General features: G+C 62.7%; 16 protein-coding genes. 11 read left to right on the forward strand and 5 right to left on the reverse strand.

The genetic code is table 11. The features are described from left to right. Window positions 1-54 precede the first annotated feature (54 nt). The gene (locus tag P9239_RS10910; protein WP_309750612.1) at window positions 55-858 is read right to left on the reverse strand and encodes an aldo/keto reductase; all 804 of its coding nucleotides are present in this window, start codon (window positions 856-858) and stop codon (window positions 55-57) included. 40 nt (window positions 859-898) lie between these two features. Next, window positions 899-1,636 (reverse strand): glutathione S-transferase, encoded by a 738-nt coding sequence (locus tag P9239_RS10915; protein WP_309750614.1) that lies wholly within the window; start codon window positions 1,634-1,636, stop codon window positions 899-901. A gap of 223 nt (window positions 1,637-1,859) precedes the next feature. On the opposite strand from P9239_RS10915, the gene P9239_RS10920 reads away from it, so the two are divergent. Continuing rightward, a complete protein-coding gene (locus P9239_RS10920; protein ID WP_309750615.1) occupies window positions 1,860-3,098 on the forward strand; it encodes a cystathionine gamma-synthase family protein in 1,239 nt (412 codons plus the stop codon). Window positions 3,099-3,281: 183 nt separating this feature from the next. Here the strand turns inward: P9239_RS10920 and P9239_RS10925 are convergent, their stop codons facing one another. Beyond that, a complete protein-coding gene (locus P9239_RS10925) occupies window positions 3,282-4,361 on the reverse strand; it encodes a YeiH family protein (RefSeq protein ID WP_309750616.1) in 1,080 nt (359 codons plus the stop codon). 114 nt (window positions 4,362-4,475) lie between these two features. Here P9239_RS10925 and P9239_RS10930 point away from each other — a divergent pair, with 114 nt between their 5' ends. The 8 genes from P9239_RS10930 to P9239_RS10965 all read left to right on the forward strand — a co-directional run bounded on the left by P9239_RS10930 (window position 4,476) and on the right by P9239_RS10965 (window position 12,156). Then, window positions 4,476-5,369: a LysR family transcriptional regulator gene (locus P9239_RS10930; protein WP_309750619.1), complete on the forward strand. Its 894-nt coding sequence runs from the start codon at window positions 4,476-4,478 to the stop codon at window positions 5,367-5,369. A 108-nt stretch (window positions 5,370-5,477) separates the two neighbouring features. Next, window positions 5,478-6,254, forward strand: a complete 777-nt coding sequence (locus tag P9239_RS10935; RefSeq protein WP_309750621.1) for a TIM barrel protein — start codon at window positions 5,478-5,480, stop codon at window positions 6,252-6,254. 35 nt (window positions 6,255-6,289) lie between these two features. Further along, window positions 6,290-7,288 carry a sugar kinase gene (locus tag P9239_RS10940; RefSeq protein WP_309750623.1) on the forward strand — a complete coding sequence of 333 codons (999 nt, stop codon included), beginning with the start codon at window positions 6,290-6,292 and terminating at the stop codon, window positions 7,286-7,288. Between the two features lie 74 nt (window positions 7,289-7,362). Continuing rightward, window positions 7,363-8,646, forward strand: a complete 1,284-nt coding sequence (locus P9239_RS10945; protein ID WP_309750625.1) for an MFS transporter — start codon at window positions 7,363-7,365, stop codon at window positions 8,644-8,646. A gap of 111 nt (window positions 8,647-8,757) precedes the next feature. Then, window positions 8,758-9,729: a D-glycerate dehydrogenase gene (locus P9239_RS10950; protein WP_309750627.1), complete on the forward strand. Its 972-nt coding sequence runs from the start codon at window positions 8,758-8,760 to the stop codon at window positions 9,727-9,729. A gap of 123 nt (window positions 9,730-9,852) precedes the next feature. Continuing rightward, the gene (locus tag P9239_RS10955; RefSeq protein WP_309750628.1) at window positions 9,853-10,947 is read left to right on the forward strand and encodes a LacI family DNA-binding transcriptional regulator; all 1,095 of its coding nucleotides are present in this window, start codon (window positions 9,853-9,855) and stop codon (window positions 10,945-10,947) included. 10 nt (window positions 10,948-10,957) lie between these two features. Next, on the forward strand, window positions 10,958-11,770 hold the full coding sequence (locus tag P9239_RS10960) for a YhfC family intramembrane metalloprotease (protein ID WP_309750630.1): 813 nt from the start codon (window positions 10,958-10,960) through the stop codon (window positions 11,768-11,770). Window positions 11,771-11,790: 20 nt separating this feature from the next. Further along, the gene (locus P9239_RS10965) at window positions 11,791-12,156 is read left to right on the forward strand and encodes a DUF3022 domain-containing protein (RefSeq protein ID WP_309750633.1); all 366 of its coding nucleotides are present in this window, start codon (window positions 11,791-11,793) and stop codon (window positions 12,154-12,156) included. A 156-nt stretch (window positions 12,157-12,312) separates the two neighbouring features. On the opposite strand, the gene P9239_RS10970 is transcribed toward P9239_RS10965, so the two are convergent. After that, the gene (locus P9239_RS10970) at window positions 12,313-12,741 is read right to left on the reverse strand and encodes a PGDYG domain-containing protein (protein WP_309750634.1); all 429 of its coding nucleotides are present in this window, start codon (window positions 12,739-12,741) and stop codon (window positions 12,313-12,315) included. Window positions 12,742-13,070: 329 nt separating this feature from the next. Continuing rightward, a complete protein-coding gene (locus tag P9239_RS10975) occupies window positions 13,071-13,598 on the reverse strand; it encodes a Spy/CpxP family protein refolding chaperone (RefSeq protein WP_309750635.1) in 528 nt (175 codons plus the stop codon). 223 nt (window positions 13,599-13,821) lie between these two features. Here P9239_RS10975 and P9239_RS10980 point away from each other — a divergent pair, with 223 nt between their 5' ends. Together P9239_RS10980 and P9239_RS10985 are read left to right on the forward strand one after the other, a co-directional pair. Continuing rightward, window positions 13,822-14,277 (forward strand): Lrp/AsnC family transcriptional regulator, encoded by a 456-nt coding sequence (locus P9239_RS10980; protein ID WP_309750637.1) that lies wholly within the window; start codon window positions 13,822-13,824, stop codon window positions 14,275-14,277. A 135-nt stretch (window positions 14,278-14,412) separates the two neighbouring features. Then, window positions 14,413-15,531 carry a saccharopine dehydrogenase NADP-binding domain-containing protein gene (locus tag P9239_RS10985; protein WP_309750639.1) on the forward strand — a complete coding sequence of 373 codons (1,119 nt, stop codon included), beginning with the start codon at window positions 14,413-14,415 and terminating at the stop codon, window positions 15,529-15,531. Window positions 15,532-15,533: the final 2 nt, after the last annotated feature.

Here is a 15,533-nt window from a genome sequence, read left to right on the forward strand (position 1 = left end):
ACAAAAAAAGCCCGGCGCGCTTGTGCGCACCGGGCTCCAGACTGCAACGGCTCACTACCACTTCGGCGCGAAAGACGGGTTCGCGTTGCGCTTGCCTTCGTCGAGCTTGTCGATTTTGGCGATGTCGTCGGAGTCGAGCGTGAGTTTCTGCGCGTCCCAGTTGCTCTGCTGGTGCTGCGCATTCGTCGATGCCGACAGCACCACGATGTCGCGCGCGAGCAGCCACGCGAACGTCACTTGCTCGGGCGTCGCGCCGTGTTTCTCGGCGATGGCCTTGATGGTCGTGTCGTTGTGCGCGCGGCCTTCGCCGAGCGGCATATAGGCGGTGACTTTCACGCCGAGCCGCTGTGTCGCCTCGACGAGCGGGCGGTTTGCGAGGAACGGACTCACCTCGATCTGATTCGTCACGATCTCGCGGCCGCCGGGCGCATTCAGCGCCTCTTCGAGCAGCGGCGCTGTGAAATTCGAGACGCCGTAATGGCGGATCAGGCCGAGCTGCTGCGCCTCCTGCATCGCGGCGAGCGTTTCGGCGATGGGCACCGCGCCGTCGGGCGACGGCCAGTGCACGAGCGCCAGGTCGATGGTGCCGATATCGAGCTTCGCGTGACTGTCCTTCAGGCTCGCGATCAGTTTGTCGTGCGCGAGACGGTCCCACCAGACTTTCGTCGTCACCCACACGTCGTCGCGCGGTACGCCGGACTCGCGCACGCCCTGACCGACGGCGGCTTCGTTGTTATAGAACTGCGCGGTATCGATATGGCGGTAGCCGATCTGCAGCGCGCTCTTGACCGCGTGCGTGGTTTTGTCGGCGTCGACGCGAAATGTGCCGAGTCCAAAGGACGGAATCGTTTCGACCATGCTGGCTCCTTGTGTTGAATTGGTGGCGTGATGACGCGCATTACTGCGCGTCCTGATCGAGTTCGGGGTAGTGCCGGAAAATCCCCGATTCGTTGAACGGAATGCGCCGCTCCGAATCGACATACGCCGCGATGTTCGGCCGTTCCAGCACCGCGTCGCGCAATGCCGACACGCGGGGATAGTGTTTCGCGAAGGTCTTCATCGCGCGAGGGAATGCATAATGCAAACCCTCGACGATCTGGAACATCGAGAGATCGACATAGGTGACGCTGTCGCCGACCATCTGCGTGTCGCCGTGCGGGTTTTGCTTCAGCACGCGCTCGAAATAGCCGATGAACTTCGGCACGCGCTTCTCGATGAAGTTCATCGTGCGAATCTTCGCGGCGTCTTTCTGGTCTTCGTAATACAGATCGGTTGCGAGCGGATGATGCGTGTCGTGCACTTCGGCGACCAGATCCGCGATGGTCAGTTGCAGCCCGTGCGCGACATGGCGCAACGCTTCGTTTTTCGGCGCAAGATTCAGCTTCGGGCCGAGATAGAGCAGGATATTCGCGACGTGCGGCACGATGAGCTCGCCGTCTCTCAGGAACGGCGGCGCAAACGGAATATGCGGCTCCGTCTTGCTGTTGAGCAGCTTCATCATGGCGTCCATGCCGTAGCCGCTCTTTTTCGTTTCGCGCGCGACGTCGATGTACTCCGCACCCGCATCTTCCAGCGCGAGCCGCACGAATTCGCCGCGGCCCTGCAAGCCGTCCCAGTAAAAGAGTTCGTAAGCCATGCGTGAGCTTCCTCGTTAGTCTGCCGCAAGCAGCGGGATGCACGTCGGTCCAGTCATTGCAGCGCGACGCGCGCGGGCGCCACGCGTGGACCGAGCAACGGCTATTCCAGCGCCAGCGCGTCGATTGCCGAAAAAGGGCCGGTGTAGAATGGTTTTTTGCATGCCGCCTACCTAATGCGGCATGCAGCATGCAAGCGATTCATCGATACCGAGCGGAGAAGGGATGGACAAGCAAGGCTTCACCACGAGCATCGTTCATGGCGATCGAAACGCGGGCGTCGAACATGGCGGCCTGCGCCAGCCGATACACACCTCGGTCCAGTACGGGTTCGAGCGCGTCGAAGATCTGATCGGTGTATTCCAGGGCACGAAGAAGGGCGGCTACAACTATGCGCGTCAAGGCACGCCGACCACGGCGGCGCTCGAGCGCAAGCTGACGATGCTCGAAGAGGGCGTCGGTTCGATCTGCTTCAGCACCGGCATGGCCGCGATCACCGCCGTGTTCCTGACGCTCTTGCGCGCGGGCGACCATCTCGTCGCAAGCCGCTATGTTTTCGGCAACACGAATAGTCTCTTCAACACGCTTCGCACGCTCGGTATCGACGTGACTACGGTCGATGCGAGCGAGCGCGAACACGTCGCCGACGCCATCACGCCGAAGACGCGCATGGTCTTCGTCGAAACGATCGCGAATCCGGGAACGCAGGTGCCGGATCTGCTCCGAATCGGTGAACTGTGCCGCGAGCGCGGATTGGCGTATGTCGTCGATAACACAATCACGTCGCCCGCGCTCTTCAAGCCGAAGACCGTCGGTGCGAGCCTTGTCGTCAATTCGCTGACGAAGACCATCGCGGGTCATGGCGCGGCGCTCGGCGGTGCGGTGACGGACACCGGGCTATTTGACTGGAACCGGTATCCGAATATCGCGGACGATTACCGCCGTGCCGCTCCCAAGGAGCAGGGACTATTGCAGATCCGCAAGAAGGGCCTGCGCGACATGGGCGCGGCGTTGTCGTCGGAACAGGCGCATCAAATTGCGTTAGGGGCCGAGACGCTTGCGCTACGCGTCACGAAGTGCAGCGACAACGCGCTGGCGCTCGCGCGCTTTCTCGAGCGCCACGAAGCTATCGGCCGCGTGTTTTATCCGGGGCTCGAAAGTCATCCGCAGTATGGCATCGCGAAGTCGCTGTTCAAGAACGGCTCGTGGCTGCTGTCGTTCGAGTTGCGCAATCCGGACAGGATGATCGACGTGATCAATGCGCTTCAGTTGCCGGTGAAGGCAACGGGTCTCGGCGATACGCGCACGCTCATCATTCCTGTTGCGCCCACCATTTTCTTCGAAGCTGGCGCGGAAACGCGCAAGTCGATGGGCATTTCCGACGGCATGATCCGGCTGTCGGCGGGCATCGAGGAAATCGACGATCTCATCGCGGATTTCGACCAGGCGCTTCGGCTGGGTTGACGGTTACGTTACGCGATCGATGAGAGAAGGGCCGCTCTTTGGGCGGCTTTTTTCTTCTTGGTTGATGGTCGTAAGCCAGAACAGGCCTGCGATGTTCACAACCCACCGCACGGTCTCAGGAAAACTCGTGCATTTACAACGCGCATCCAGGAGAACTCCGCCGTCGCTCACCCACGAGTCGAATCAACCGAAGAGCCGCTCGACGCCATACGTGATCGCGAGTCCGCCGCCGATCAGCCACGCGTAGAGAATCGCGCCGGTTGCAATGGCGCGCGGGCCGGCTTCGCGAATCTGCGCGATGCGCGTTTCCATGCCGAGCGCGGTCATGGCCATCGTGAGCGCGAAGGTGTCGAGGACGTTGAGGGTGTTCGTCGCCGTATCCGGCAGGACGTGCAGCGAATTCACGACAACGAGCGCGAGAAAGCCAAGCGCGAACCACGGCACCGCGAGCTTGCCTTCGCCTTTGCCTTTGCCATCGCTCACGCCCGTTGCGGCATTGCCGCGCGCCCGGCTGACCCACACGCCGACCACGAGCAGCACGGGCACCAGCAACATCACGCGCGTCATCTTAACGATGGTCGCGATGTGCGTCGCTTCCGGGCTCACGTTGCTCGCCGCGCCGACAACCTGTGCGACCTCGTGAATCGTGCCGCCGAAGAACAGCCCCACGCCGAGCGTGTCCAGATGCAGCCAGCCTGCATGCAATGCAATGGGATACAGGAACATCGAGAGCGTGCCGAACAGCACGACGCTGCCGACGGCCATCGCGCTCTTATGCGGCTTCGATTGCAGCGTCGATTCGAACGCGAGTACCGCCGCCGCGCCGCAGATCGCGCTGCCGGCCGCCGTGAGGAGAGCGGTATCGCGGTCTAGCTTCATCAGTTTCATGCCCACCCACGTCCCGATCACGAGCGTGCTCACGACGACGAGCGCCGACACGGCGAAGCCCGGCAGTCCGACCTGCGCGATCTCCTGAAGGCTCACGCGCAGCCCGAAGAACGCGACGGCGATACGCAGCAGCTTGCGCGCCGAGAAGTTCACCCCGGCGGCCCAGCTTTGCGGCATGCCATCCTTGAGCGCGTTGCCATACAACGCGCCCGCCACGATGCCGACGATCAGCGGGCTGATTCCCAATCCGGCGATGACCGGAAGCGCGGACAGTCGCGTGACTGCGGCGGCGAACAGTCCGACGAACAGGATGCCGTTCAGTTGCCCACGTGCGGACGAACTAGAAACGAGGGGAGCGGGCTGGACAGTGGACATGATGCAGTGTCCTCGGAAGCGTGTTGACGATGACGCTATCCTAATGTCGATATATGCATATGAAAAATCGTGATTTAGAATGCCATATATCAGCTTAACCGATATTTGTCGCGGATGACCCCGGATCAACTGATAACCTTCGCTGCGGTAGCCGAGCACGGCAATATCAGCCGCGCCGCCGTCGCGCTCCATCTGTCGCAACCGGCCGTGTCCGGCCAGCTTCGTCTTTTGAATGATGAATTCGGTGAACCGCTGTATCAGCGAGATGGCCGGGGCGTCAGGCTTACGCCGGCCGGCGAGGCGTTGCTCGGCTACGCGAACCGCCTTCGCGACACGTTCCGGCAGGCGCACGCGCTGCGCGATGCCATGCGGGGGCTCGAAAGCGGCACGCTGCGTATCGGCGCGAGCACCACGCCCGCGAGCTACCTGCTACCGTATTTGATCGCGGCCTTCAGGAAACGGTATCCGGACGTTGCGGTGACGACGATCGACGGAAACACGACCGAAATCGTCGCGACGCTCGGCTCGCTCGACATCGCGATCATCGAAGGGCCGGCCGGGCTGGAACTGCCACCGGCTGCCGGCGTGACGCCGTGGCTCGATGACGAAATCGTGGCCATTTTGCCCGCCGGCCATCCGCTCGCTGATGGCAGTGAATCTGCGACGCTCGACGCTATCGGCCAGCATCCGCTCGTGCTGCGTGAGCGCGGTTCGGGTGTGCGACAGATCGTCGAGCGAGCGTTCGTGGAGCGCGCAGTCGCCATGCGCGTCGCGCTGGAGATTGCGGGCGTCGAGGGCGTGAAAGAGGCGGTGCGGGCGGGCATGGGCATCGGCTTCGTCTCCGCCATGTCGATCCGGCATGAAGACAATGCGCTCCGGCGTCTCCACATCGCACCGAACCCGCTTACGCGCCGTTTCTCGATTTTGGTCCCGCACGCTGCGGCGCCGTCGCGGGCTGCGGCGCGTTTCCTTGAACTGTGCGAAGAGCGCCTTGCAACGGGCTCCTGACCGGCTACGGGAATTCCACTATGGCGCGAGCAGGCCGGCGAAGCGCAGTATTTGTTTTCAGCAGGACGCTTCGGCGTCTTTTTTATACGCCAGGATGGAACCGGTTCCATGATTCAGCCGAGCAGCAGCGCGAATGCCGAAGTCGTGATCGTCGCAAGTGCGTTCGGCGTCGACGCGGTCCGTCGCGACGGTCATGCCGTCTCGGCCGAGAAGGCGGCGTTATCCGGCGCGGACGGCTTCGAAGTCCGCCGCGAATTGTGCACAGACGTCAGCCTGAGCGCGCTCACGCAACTGGGCGATCGCATCCACGCGGCCGGACTGTGGTCCGTGCATTCGACTCCGACATCGCTGTTTGGCGCCGACGGCTCACTCGACCGCGACGCGCTGTCGCTTGCCCTCGACGAAGCACATGCGCTCGGCGCGCGCATCGTCAAGCTGCAGTTGGGCGGCAGCGAGCACGGTGTCGCGACGGATGACGCGACGCTCCACGCCCTAACGGATGCCATCGCCGACTCCAAAGCGCGGGTTCTCGTCGAGAACGGTCAGTTGCATGCAGGCGGCCAGCCAAGTGCATTCAAAATGCTGTTCGCTGCGCTGCCCGCCGACAGCGGCCTCGCGATGACTTTCGATACCGGCAACTGGCTGTGGGCCGATGTCGATCCGCTCGACGCGGCCGAGCGACTCGCCCCGTATGTCGGCTATGTTCATTGCAAGGCAACGCGAGGCGAGGGCGCTCGGCGCTTCGCCGTCGCGCCCGCCCACGACGACGCCGCATTCGCGGCACTTCTCGCGCGACTGCCCTCCAATGCGCCGCGCGGCATCGAATATCCGTTCCACGACGAAGCCGACGCGGCCATCCAGGTCGCACGCATCGCCGCGTTTTGATTTTGAATGCTGTACGCAAAAGGCAAGGATCGAACATGCAAGTTGAGCACAATGCCCTGGATGTGGTCACCTATGGCGAGGCGATGGCGATGTTCGTCGCCGCCGACACCGGCGACCTCGCGTCGGTCGGCCACTTCACGAAGCGCATCGCGGGGGCGGACCTGAATGTTGCGATCGGGCTGTCGCGGCTCGGTTTCAAGGTCGGCTGGATGAGCCGCGTCGGCCTGGATTCGTTCGGCCGCTATGTGCTCGACGTGCTTGCGGCAGAAGGAATCGATGCGCGCTGCGTGCGTACCGACGAACGTCACCCGACAGGCTTTCAGCTGAAGGGCAAGTGCGACGACGGCAGCGATCCGGCGGTCGAGTACTTCCGCAAGGGTTCGGCGGCGAGCCATCTTTCGGTGGACGACTACGTTGCCGACTACGTGCTCGGCGCGCGCCATCTGCATCTCACGGGCGTTGCACCCGCCATATCCGCGAGCTCGCGTGAACTGGCGTTCTACATGGCTCGCGAAATGCATGCAGCATGCAAAACGATTTCCTTCGATCCCAACCTGCGCCCGACGCTTTGGCCTTCACGCGAAGCCATGGCTGAATCGCTGAACGCGCTCGCCGCGCTCGCCGACTGGGTGTTGCCGGGCGTGAGCGAGGGCCTCGTGCTCACCGGTTACGCGGAGCCCGAGGACATCGCGGCGTTCTATCTCGATCGTGGCGCGAAAGGCGTGGTCGTCAAGCTCGGCGCACAGGGCGCGTACTTCCGCACCGCCGACGGCGATGCGGGCCTGGTGCCCGGCGTGCCGGTGATGAACGTGGTCGATACCGTCGGCGCAGGCGACGGCTTCGCGGTCGGCGTCGTCAGCGCGCTGCTCGAAGGGCGAAGCGTGCGCGATGCGATCACACGCGGGAATCGCATCGGCGCGCTGGCGATCCAGGTGATCGGCGATAGCGAGGGCCTGCCGACGCGCGAGGCGCTCGATGCACTGGAAGCGCAGGACAAGAACGACAAGACGGCGCAGGCCGCAGCCATCGTCTGACATCGCAGAACGTAATCCGGCACGCCCGGTCGCGGGCAAAGCCGACACACCGACAACTTGCGTTCGGAGACACCATGCACACATCCTCGACACCCACGCTCGCCGTACGCCGCTGGTGGGCGATCATGCCGATCGTCTTCATCACATACAGCCTCGCCTATCTGGACCGCGCGAATTATGGCTTTGCTTCGGCTGCTGGCATCAATCAGGATCTCGGCATCAGCAAGGGATTGTCGTCGTTGATCGGCGCACTGTTCTTTCTGGGTTACTTCTTTTTCCAGATTCCGGGCGCGATCTACGCCGAACGACGCAGCGTGAAGAAGCTCGTCTTCTGGAGCCTCGTGCTGTGGGGCGGATGCGCGGCGGCAACGGGCATGGTCAGCAATATCCCCTCGTTGATGGCGATTCGCTTCGTGCTCGGCATCGTCGAGGCGGCGGTCATGCCCGCGATGCTCGTCTTCATCGCGAACTGGTTCACCAAGTCCGAACGATCGCGCGCGAATACGTTCCTCATTCTGGGCAATCCAGTGACGGTGCTGTGGATGTCGGTCGTATCGGGCTATCTGGTGAACTCGTTCGGCTGGCGTCACATGTTCGTTGCCGAGGGTTTGCCCGCGGTCGTATGGGCGGTGATGTGGTGGTTCATCGTGAAGGACAAGCCCGCGCAGGTGAGCTGGCTCTCGGATCAAGAGAAGCGTGATCTCGACACGACGTTGCGCGCCGAGCAAGCCGCCATCAAGCCGGTGAAGAACTATCGCGAGGCATTCAAGTCGCCTGCGGTCATCAAGCTGTGTGCGCAATATTTCTGCTGGAGCATTGGCGTGTACGGGTTCGTGCTGTGGTTGCCGTCGATCCTGAAGAGCGGTTCGACGCTGGGCATGGTCGAAACCGGCTGGCTCTCGGCAGTGCCGTATCTGGCCGCAACCATCGCGATGCTGCTCGCCTCGTGGGCATCCGACAAGCTGCAGGCGCGCAAGGCATTCGTGTGGCCGTTTCTGCTCATCGGTGCGATCGCGTTCGCGGGATCGTACATGCTTGGGTCTACTAACTTCTGGGCGTCGTACACGCTGCTCGTCGTTGCAGGTGCCGCCATGTATGCGCCCTATGGTCCCTTCTTTGCGATCGTGCCTGAGCTGCTGCCGAAGAATGTCGCCGGCGGGGCGATGGCGCTGATCAACAGCATGGGAGCGTTGGGCTCGTTCGTAGGTTCTTACGTGGTCGGGTATCTCAATGGAGCAACCGGGTCGCCGGCAGCCTCTTACGTGTTCATGAGCGTTGCGCTTTTGCTTTCTGTCTGGTTTACGCTTGCCGTCAAACCTCAAGCGGCGGTTCCTGCTTCTGGGGTTTTGCGGTCTTGATACATGCGCCGTAGTTTCGCGGCGAACAAGTCAAACCGACGTTGAGTCGAAGCCAAGAACCGCAAACAGACTTCCGGCCCGAAAGAGGGCAACCGAAACCCACTGCCGATCATGACCTCAAAGAAAATCGTAGCCTACAAACCTCTGCCGCCCGACGTGGAAGCGTACCTGCGCACGCACGCGGAAGTCGTCAACGTCGACCCTAAAGACCAAGCCGCGTTCGTGGCGGCGCTGAAAGAAGCAGACGGCGCCATCGGCGCAAGCGTGAAGATCACGCCGGACATGCTCGAAGGCGCGACGCGGCTAAAGGCCTTGTCGACCGTATCGGTAGGCTTCGACAATTTCGACGTCGACGATCTCACACGCCGCGGCATTGTCCTGACGCACACACCCGCTGTGCTGACCGAATCCACCGCCGATACGGTATTCGCGTTGATCCTTGCAAGCGCGCGCCGCGTCGTCGAGCTCGCCGAATGGGTCAAGGAAGGCAACTGGAACGCGAGCATCGGCGAAGCGTGTTTTGGCGTCGATGTACAAGGCAAGACGCTCGGCATTGTCGGGCTGGGCCGCATCGGCGGGGCAGTTGCGCGGCGTGCGGCGCTCGGCTTTCGAATGAACGTGCTCTATACCAATCGCCAACCGAACGAACAAGCCGAGAAACAATACGGCGCGAGACGCGTGCCGCTCGACGAACTGCTCGCTCAGTCCGACTTCGTTTGTCTGCAAGTGCCGCTCACGCCGGAGACGCGCGGTCTCATCGGCGCGAACGAATTGAAGAAGATGAAGCCGAGCGCAATCCTGATCAACGCGTCGCGCGGGCCGACCGTCGATGAAGCCGCGCTCATAGAGGCCCTCAAGAACGGCACCATCCGCGCCGCCGGTCTCGATGTATTCGAACAAGAGCCGCTGCCGGCCGATTCACCGCTTCTTGCAATGAAGAACGTCGTCGCGCTGCCGCACATCGGCTCGGCCACGCATGAAACTCGGCATGCAATGAACAAGAACGCCGCCGAGAATCTCATCGGTGCGCTCGACGGCACGCTCACCGAAAACATCGTCAACCGCGAAGTGCGCATGCGCTAAGAGCGATGGGATCGGCCCGCCGCATGCGATAACATGCGCGTGGGCAGCACGTTGCACCGCATCGCACTCTGTATGCATGGTGCATCGACGCTTGACGAGCACGAGCCACGCCTCACGATCCCTATGTCCGACGATCCCAACAAGCAAACTCTTCGCCCGCTGACTTTCGCCGCGCGTCGCGCAACCATCACGGACGTCGCACGCGAGGCCGGCACCGGCAAAACGAGCATCTCGCGCTATCTGAACGGCGAGACCGGCGTGCTCTCGCCCGAATTGCGCGAGCGTATCGAAGCGGCCATCGCGAAGCTCGACTATCGGCCGAACCAGATGGCGCGCGGCCTCAAACGCGGGCGCAACCGGTTGATCGGCATGCTGCTCGCCGACCTCACCAATCCCTATTCCGTGGAAGTGCTGCAAGGCGTCGAGGCGGCATGCCACGCGCTCGGCTACATGCCGCTCATTTGTCATGCCGCGAACGAAGTCGACATGGAGCGGCGTTATCTGCAACTGCTCACCACATACCGCGTGGAAGGCGTGATCGTCAACGCGCTCGGCGTGAAGGAAGAACTGCTTCAGGGCTTCACGCAAGGCGGCATTCCTGTGGTGCTCGTGGACCGCACGGTCGAAGGCATCGTCACGGATATGGTCGGCCTCGACAACCCCGCCGCCGTCGCGCTGGCCACGCGTCACCTCGTCGATGAGGGCTTCGACGAACTCGTTTTCATCGTGCAGCCGGTGACGCACGTCAGCTCGCGACGCTTGCGCGAGGCCGCGTTTCGCGAGACTGTCGCGGCGCTCGACACAAACGGCTCGACGCTCGTCCTGGATCTCGCGGATGCCGCATCCGCGCTTGCGGAAATGGACCGGCGTGTCGAAGCGGCGCGTGTATCGGGCAAGCGCGTCGCGCTCTTCGCCGCGAACGGACCGGTCGCGCTGCGGGTCGCCGTGCATCTGAAGGAGCGCCACGGCCCGGACTGGCAGGCGAGCGTCGCGCTGCTCGCCATCGACGATTCGGAATGGGCGGAACTCGCGGGCATGACGGCGGTGCGTCAGCCGACCTACGACATTGGCCGGCGCGCAGTCGAGTTTCTGCACGAGCGGCTTGGCGGGGCGTTGATGCCTGCGCGCGAGTGCCTGCTGCCGGGGGAACTCGTCGTGCGATCATCGACGCAATGCTCGGCCGGCATCAGGCCACAGCCGGCATCCCATGGACTTTGAAGGAACCTGAATGGTCAGTATCCCGACGCTGACGGGCCTTGCGCTCGTGACGCTCATCGTCGCGGCGATGCCTGTCGTGATGTATCAAAGGCTGCGCGCACGCTTCAAGCTCGTGCCGCGCGAGCCGATTCTCGGCATCGCGGTCTTCGCACTCTTTGCAATGGTGATCGAGCGCGCGCTGCACGGCTTCATGCTCGGCAACGCGGTGACGTCGCACTGGTTGTCGAATCCTGTCGCGTTCGTCGTGTACGGCGCGCTGGCGGCAGGCGTGTGCGAGGAAGTCGGCCGCTTTGCCGGCATGAAGTGGCTCATCCGGCGCGAGCCCGGCGCACTCGAACGGCACGGTCCTGCCCTCGGCTACGGCATCGGGCACGGCGGAGCGGAGGCGTGGATCGTCGGCGCGCTGGTGCAGGCTCAATGGATTTTGTATGCAGTGCTCGCGAACAACGGCACGCTCGACGCGCATTTCGAAAGCGCACCGCTCGACGCGCTCGCGCGCATTCACATGATTCTGATGAGCCTGTCGCCAGTATCGGCGGGCATCTTTCTCGTCGAGCGCGCGAGCGCGTTCGTCTTTCAACTCGGCTTCTCGGCGCTGATGTGGCAACTGCTGCGCGAACGCTCACGTGCGGCCCTTGGCGTGCTGATCGCCGCGCATACGCTCGTCGGACTGCCCGCCGCACTCTTTCAGGCGCGCATGATTCCCCTCGTCGCTGCCGATGCGGTATATCTCGTGCTGGGCATCGTCGTGGCGCTGGCGCTCGTGCGCTACTATCGCCGCGCCGCTCAATCCGACAACGCGACGTCGCGCAGCGCGCGCTAACTCCGAACGAACGACATCCAATGGACGATTACCAATACGAATGTCCGAGCCCGGACATCGACATGCTCGCGCACGTGATCAGCGATTTGTTCCCGGAGCAGACGCAGTTCGCCGAGCGCATCGACGAAAACGGACGCACGTCGCTCGTGATTCATTACATCGCGATGCGCTTCGGCTCGACGGCACGGCGCATCACGATCGACGTGCGCTTCGATCCGGCGGCGCTTACGCGGTATCGCGCGCTGCCGCCGCGCCTCCATGCGCGCAGCTATGCGGTGCTGCGGGCCTATGTGGAAGCGACGCTCGGTTCGCTCGAAGAACGTTACGCGAACGGAGAGACCGTGCCGCGGGAAACAGAGATTGAGATGGGCGAGGACTTCGCGTGAAGTGCGTTTGATGTTCCAGGCGGTTCGAGGGAGCAGGGGACTTAGGGCGCCTGATTCACTCGACGCACGCAGAGCCCTTAAGCGACTCAAAGCAGTTGAAGCACTCATGCAGTCGGTCGACGAAGGAAGTCTAGGTCGCTCACGCCGTTCACACCATCACGCGTCGCGATAAACCTTCGCGAAGCGGGCCGCCTTCACCACGCCGTAGTCGCCGGGCGCGTATTGCATCACCCAGTCACCGGATTCGCCAATCAGCACGTCGCCGTCCGTGGAGCGCGCGATGCTGAACGGCTCGTGCATCTGTTTGGCGAGCACGACGCTCGGCCGATTTCGATACGTTCCCGGTTCGCCATGCGCGATGCCGCCTTCAGGCGCGTACTTCGCGTCGAAGCGTTCGCGCGACACGACCCAGCGTTCCCCCGATGCGCCTGTCACTATGGCGTCGCCGGTGGCGTAGCGGTTCGGTCCTTCGAGGCTCATCAATTCGCCGGTGGCAGCCGCGAATTCGACGGCAACGGCCTCGTCTTTGACGACGCGACGTGCGGCCGGATCGGCGGCGAGATCAGGTTGCGAGAGCTTGAGCATGGGAATACCGGATTGAAGGTGGGAGCGCGATGCTAACGGCTATCTCGGCATTTTGCACGCATCGGGTAGCGGGCATCACACGGCGTGCCGTAGGCAGTGTGTGGCGCATCGGAGACGATGCGGCACGCAAAACGCAAAACGCAAAACGCAAAACGCAAAACGCAAAACGCAAAACGCAAAACGCAAAACGCAAAACGCAAAACGCAAAACGCAAAAGCGCGCTCAACGCACATTCACCATACACCGGGCCGACCGCGACATGCCGCATTCAGAATGCAAAAGGCCCGCATCGATAAGATGCGGGCCCCTCCAACGGCGAAGATAGCGCCTTAGGGCTTCGTCGTCGATGCGGCGTCGGCGCCCGAGGCGTGCGGATGGCGCGGCGCATGTTCGCGGCGACCGCGGTGATCGTTTTCCTGACGGAAGCTCGTATCGGCCAGCTTTTTTTGTTCCGGCGACAGGCTCGCGTAGAGCGGTTCGAACGCGTCGACGAGACGCTTCGTGCCGTCGGCGTTTGCCTGCGTGATCTGCTGGTACTGCTTCATGTCGTCGAGCGCGGACATCGTGTCCCGCTGCGAAATGCGCTGGCGATACAGGTCCGCCATCGAGCGGGCGTTTTCGCGCATCGCGTCGGCGAACGGCGTCCACTGCGCTTCCTGCGCGGACGTGATCTTGAGACTGGAATGCAGTTGGGCGATGCGCTCTTCGACGCGCGCTTCGCGCTTCGAACCGGCGGGTGCGGACGCCGACTGCGCGGTCGCGGCGGGAGCAGACGCGTTTGCCGCAGGCGCGGACGATTGTGCGAAGACCGCCGTGACGGCACAGGATGCCGCCAGCGCGACAAGTGTTTTTTTCATTCGTGAACCTTTCGATCGATGGATAAGTGGCGAGCCGCGTTGGACTGACCTTGCGCTGACAGCGCAGATCAGCTGGAACGCGAGCGATGACGCCGTCGCCCGATATTAGTATCACGATTGAGCGACAATTCGCCTGCATTGCCACAACTGCTTACATTCGATACGTCTCTGGAAAAAAAGCGCATCGAATAATGAATTCAATAAGCCAAGTGAAGGGGACGACATGAGACCACCGCGCCTCGACCAACTCGATGACATCGACCGCAGCCTTGTCGCGCTGTTGCAGAACAACGCCCGTGACAGCGTGGCGAATCTCGCGCGGCAACTGGGCATCGCGCGCACGACGGTTATCGCCCGCATTGCGCGGCTCGAGAAGAACAACGTGATCGCGGGCTACGGCGTGCGGCTCGGCCAGGACGTGCTCGATGCAAGCATTCAGGCGTACGTGGGCATCAAGCTCGCGCCGAAGTACGGCCGCGATGTGCAGAAGCGTCTTGGGCGCATGCCCGAAATTCAACTGCTGTGCGCGGTGAGCGGCGAGTTCGACTATGTCGCATGGCTGCGCGCGGATTCGCCTGACCGCCTGAACGACCTGCTCGATGACATCGGCGCGCTCGAAGGCGTCGAGCGCACGACGACGTCGATCATTCTTGCACGCAAGATCGATCGCACCGGCTGAGGCATGCAAAATACAAATCGCATCGTATGGTCGACAAAACGACGAAACGCATCGCCGTTTCGCATCATTTTGTGTCTAGGATCAATATTCACGCGCTCCTACACTGAGGCGTCACGGACCTAAGAGGAGACGAGAATGAAAGTGGCACTGGTCGGAGCCGGATTGATCGGTCAAAGCGTTGCGCATTTGCTGCGGGAAACGGGAGACTTCGAGGTCGTTGCTTTCGATCGCGATGAAGAGGCGCTGGCCCAACTCGACGCGCAGGGCATCGCGACGCGCCGCGTCGATTCGGCCGATACGCCGGCGCTGCGCCACGCGCTCGGCGGCTTCGATGCGCTTGTCAATGCGCTGCCGTATTACCTCGCAATCGGCGTTGCGTCGGCGGCCAAGGCCGCGGGCGTCCATTATTTCGACCTGACCGAAGACGTGCGCGCGACGCATGCAATCCGCGCCATCGCCGACGGATCGCATACTGCATTCATGCCGCAATGCGGGCTCGCGCCGGGCTTCATTGGCATCGTCGCGCATGCTCTGGCAGGGCGGCTCGACAATCTGCGCGAAGTGAAAATGCGCGTCGGCGCGTTGCCGCAGTTTCCCACCAACGCGCTGAAATACAACCTCACGTGGAGCATCGACGGTCTCATCAACGAATATTGTCAGCCATGCGAAGCGGTGCGCGAAGGCCGTACGCAGTGGGTGCAGCCGCTCGAAGGCGTCGAACATTTCTCGCTCGACGGCATCGAGTACGAGGCGTTCAATACGTCCGGCGGACTCGGGACGCTGTGCGAAACGCTTGCCGGAAAGGTCGAAACGCTCGACTACAAGTCGGTGCGCTATCCTGGGCATCGCGACCTGATGAAATTCCTGCTCGACGATCTACGCATGTCCACCGACCGCGACGGCCTCAAGGCGATGCTCAAGCGCGCGGTGCCCTCGACGGCGCAGGATGTCGTGCTGATTTTCGTCACGGTGACGGGTATGCGCGCTGGCACGGCGAGTCAACTGGTCCAGGACGTCTTCACGCGCAAGATCTTCGCGAAAGAGGTATGCGGTATGCCGATGAGCGCGATCCAGATCACGACGGCAGGCGCGGTCTGCGCAGAACTGGATCTCTTCCGCGAAGGCGTGTTGCCGCAAAGCGGTTTCGTGCGGCAGGAACAGGTTCCGCTCGACGCCTTCCTCGCGAACCGTTTCGGCAAGTTGTACGAAGGCGCGAGCGCGCTCGAGACGACGCGGCACCTCGCGGTCGCCTAAGA

It is taken from the genome of Caballeronia sp. LZ062 (genome assembly GCF_031450785.1).
Lineage (GTDB): Bacteria > Pseudomonadota > Gammaproteobacteria > Burkholderiales > Burkholderiaceae > Caballeronia.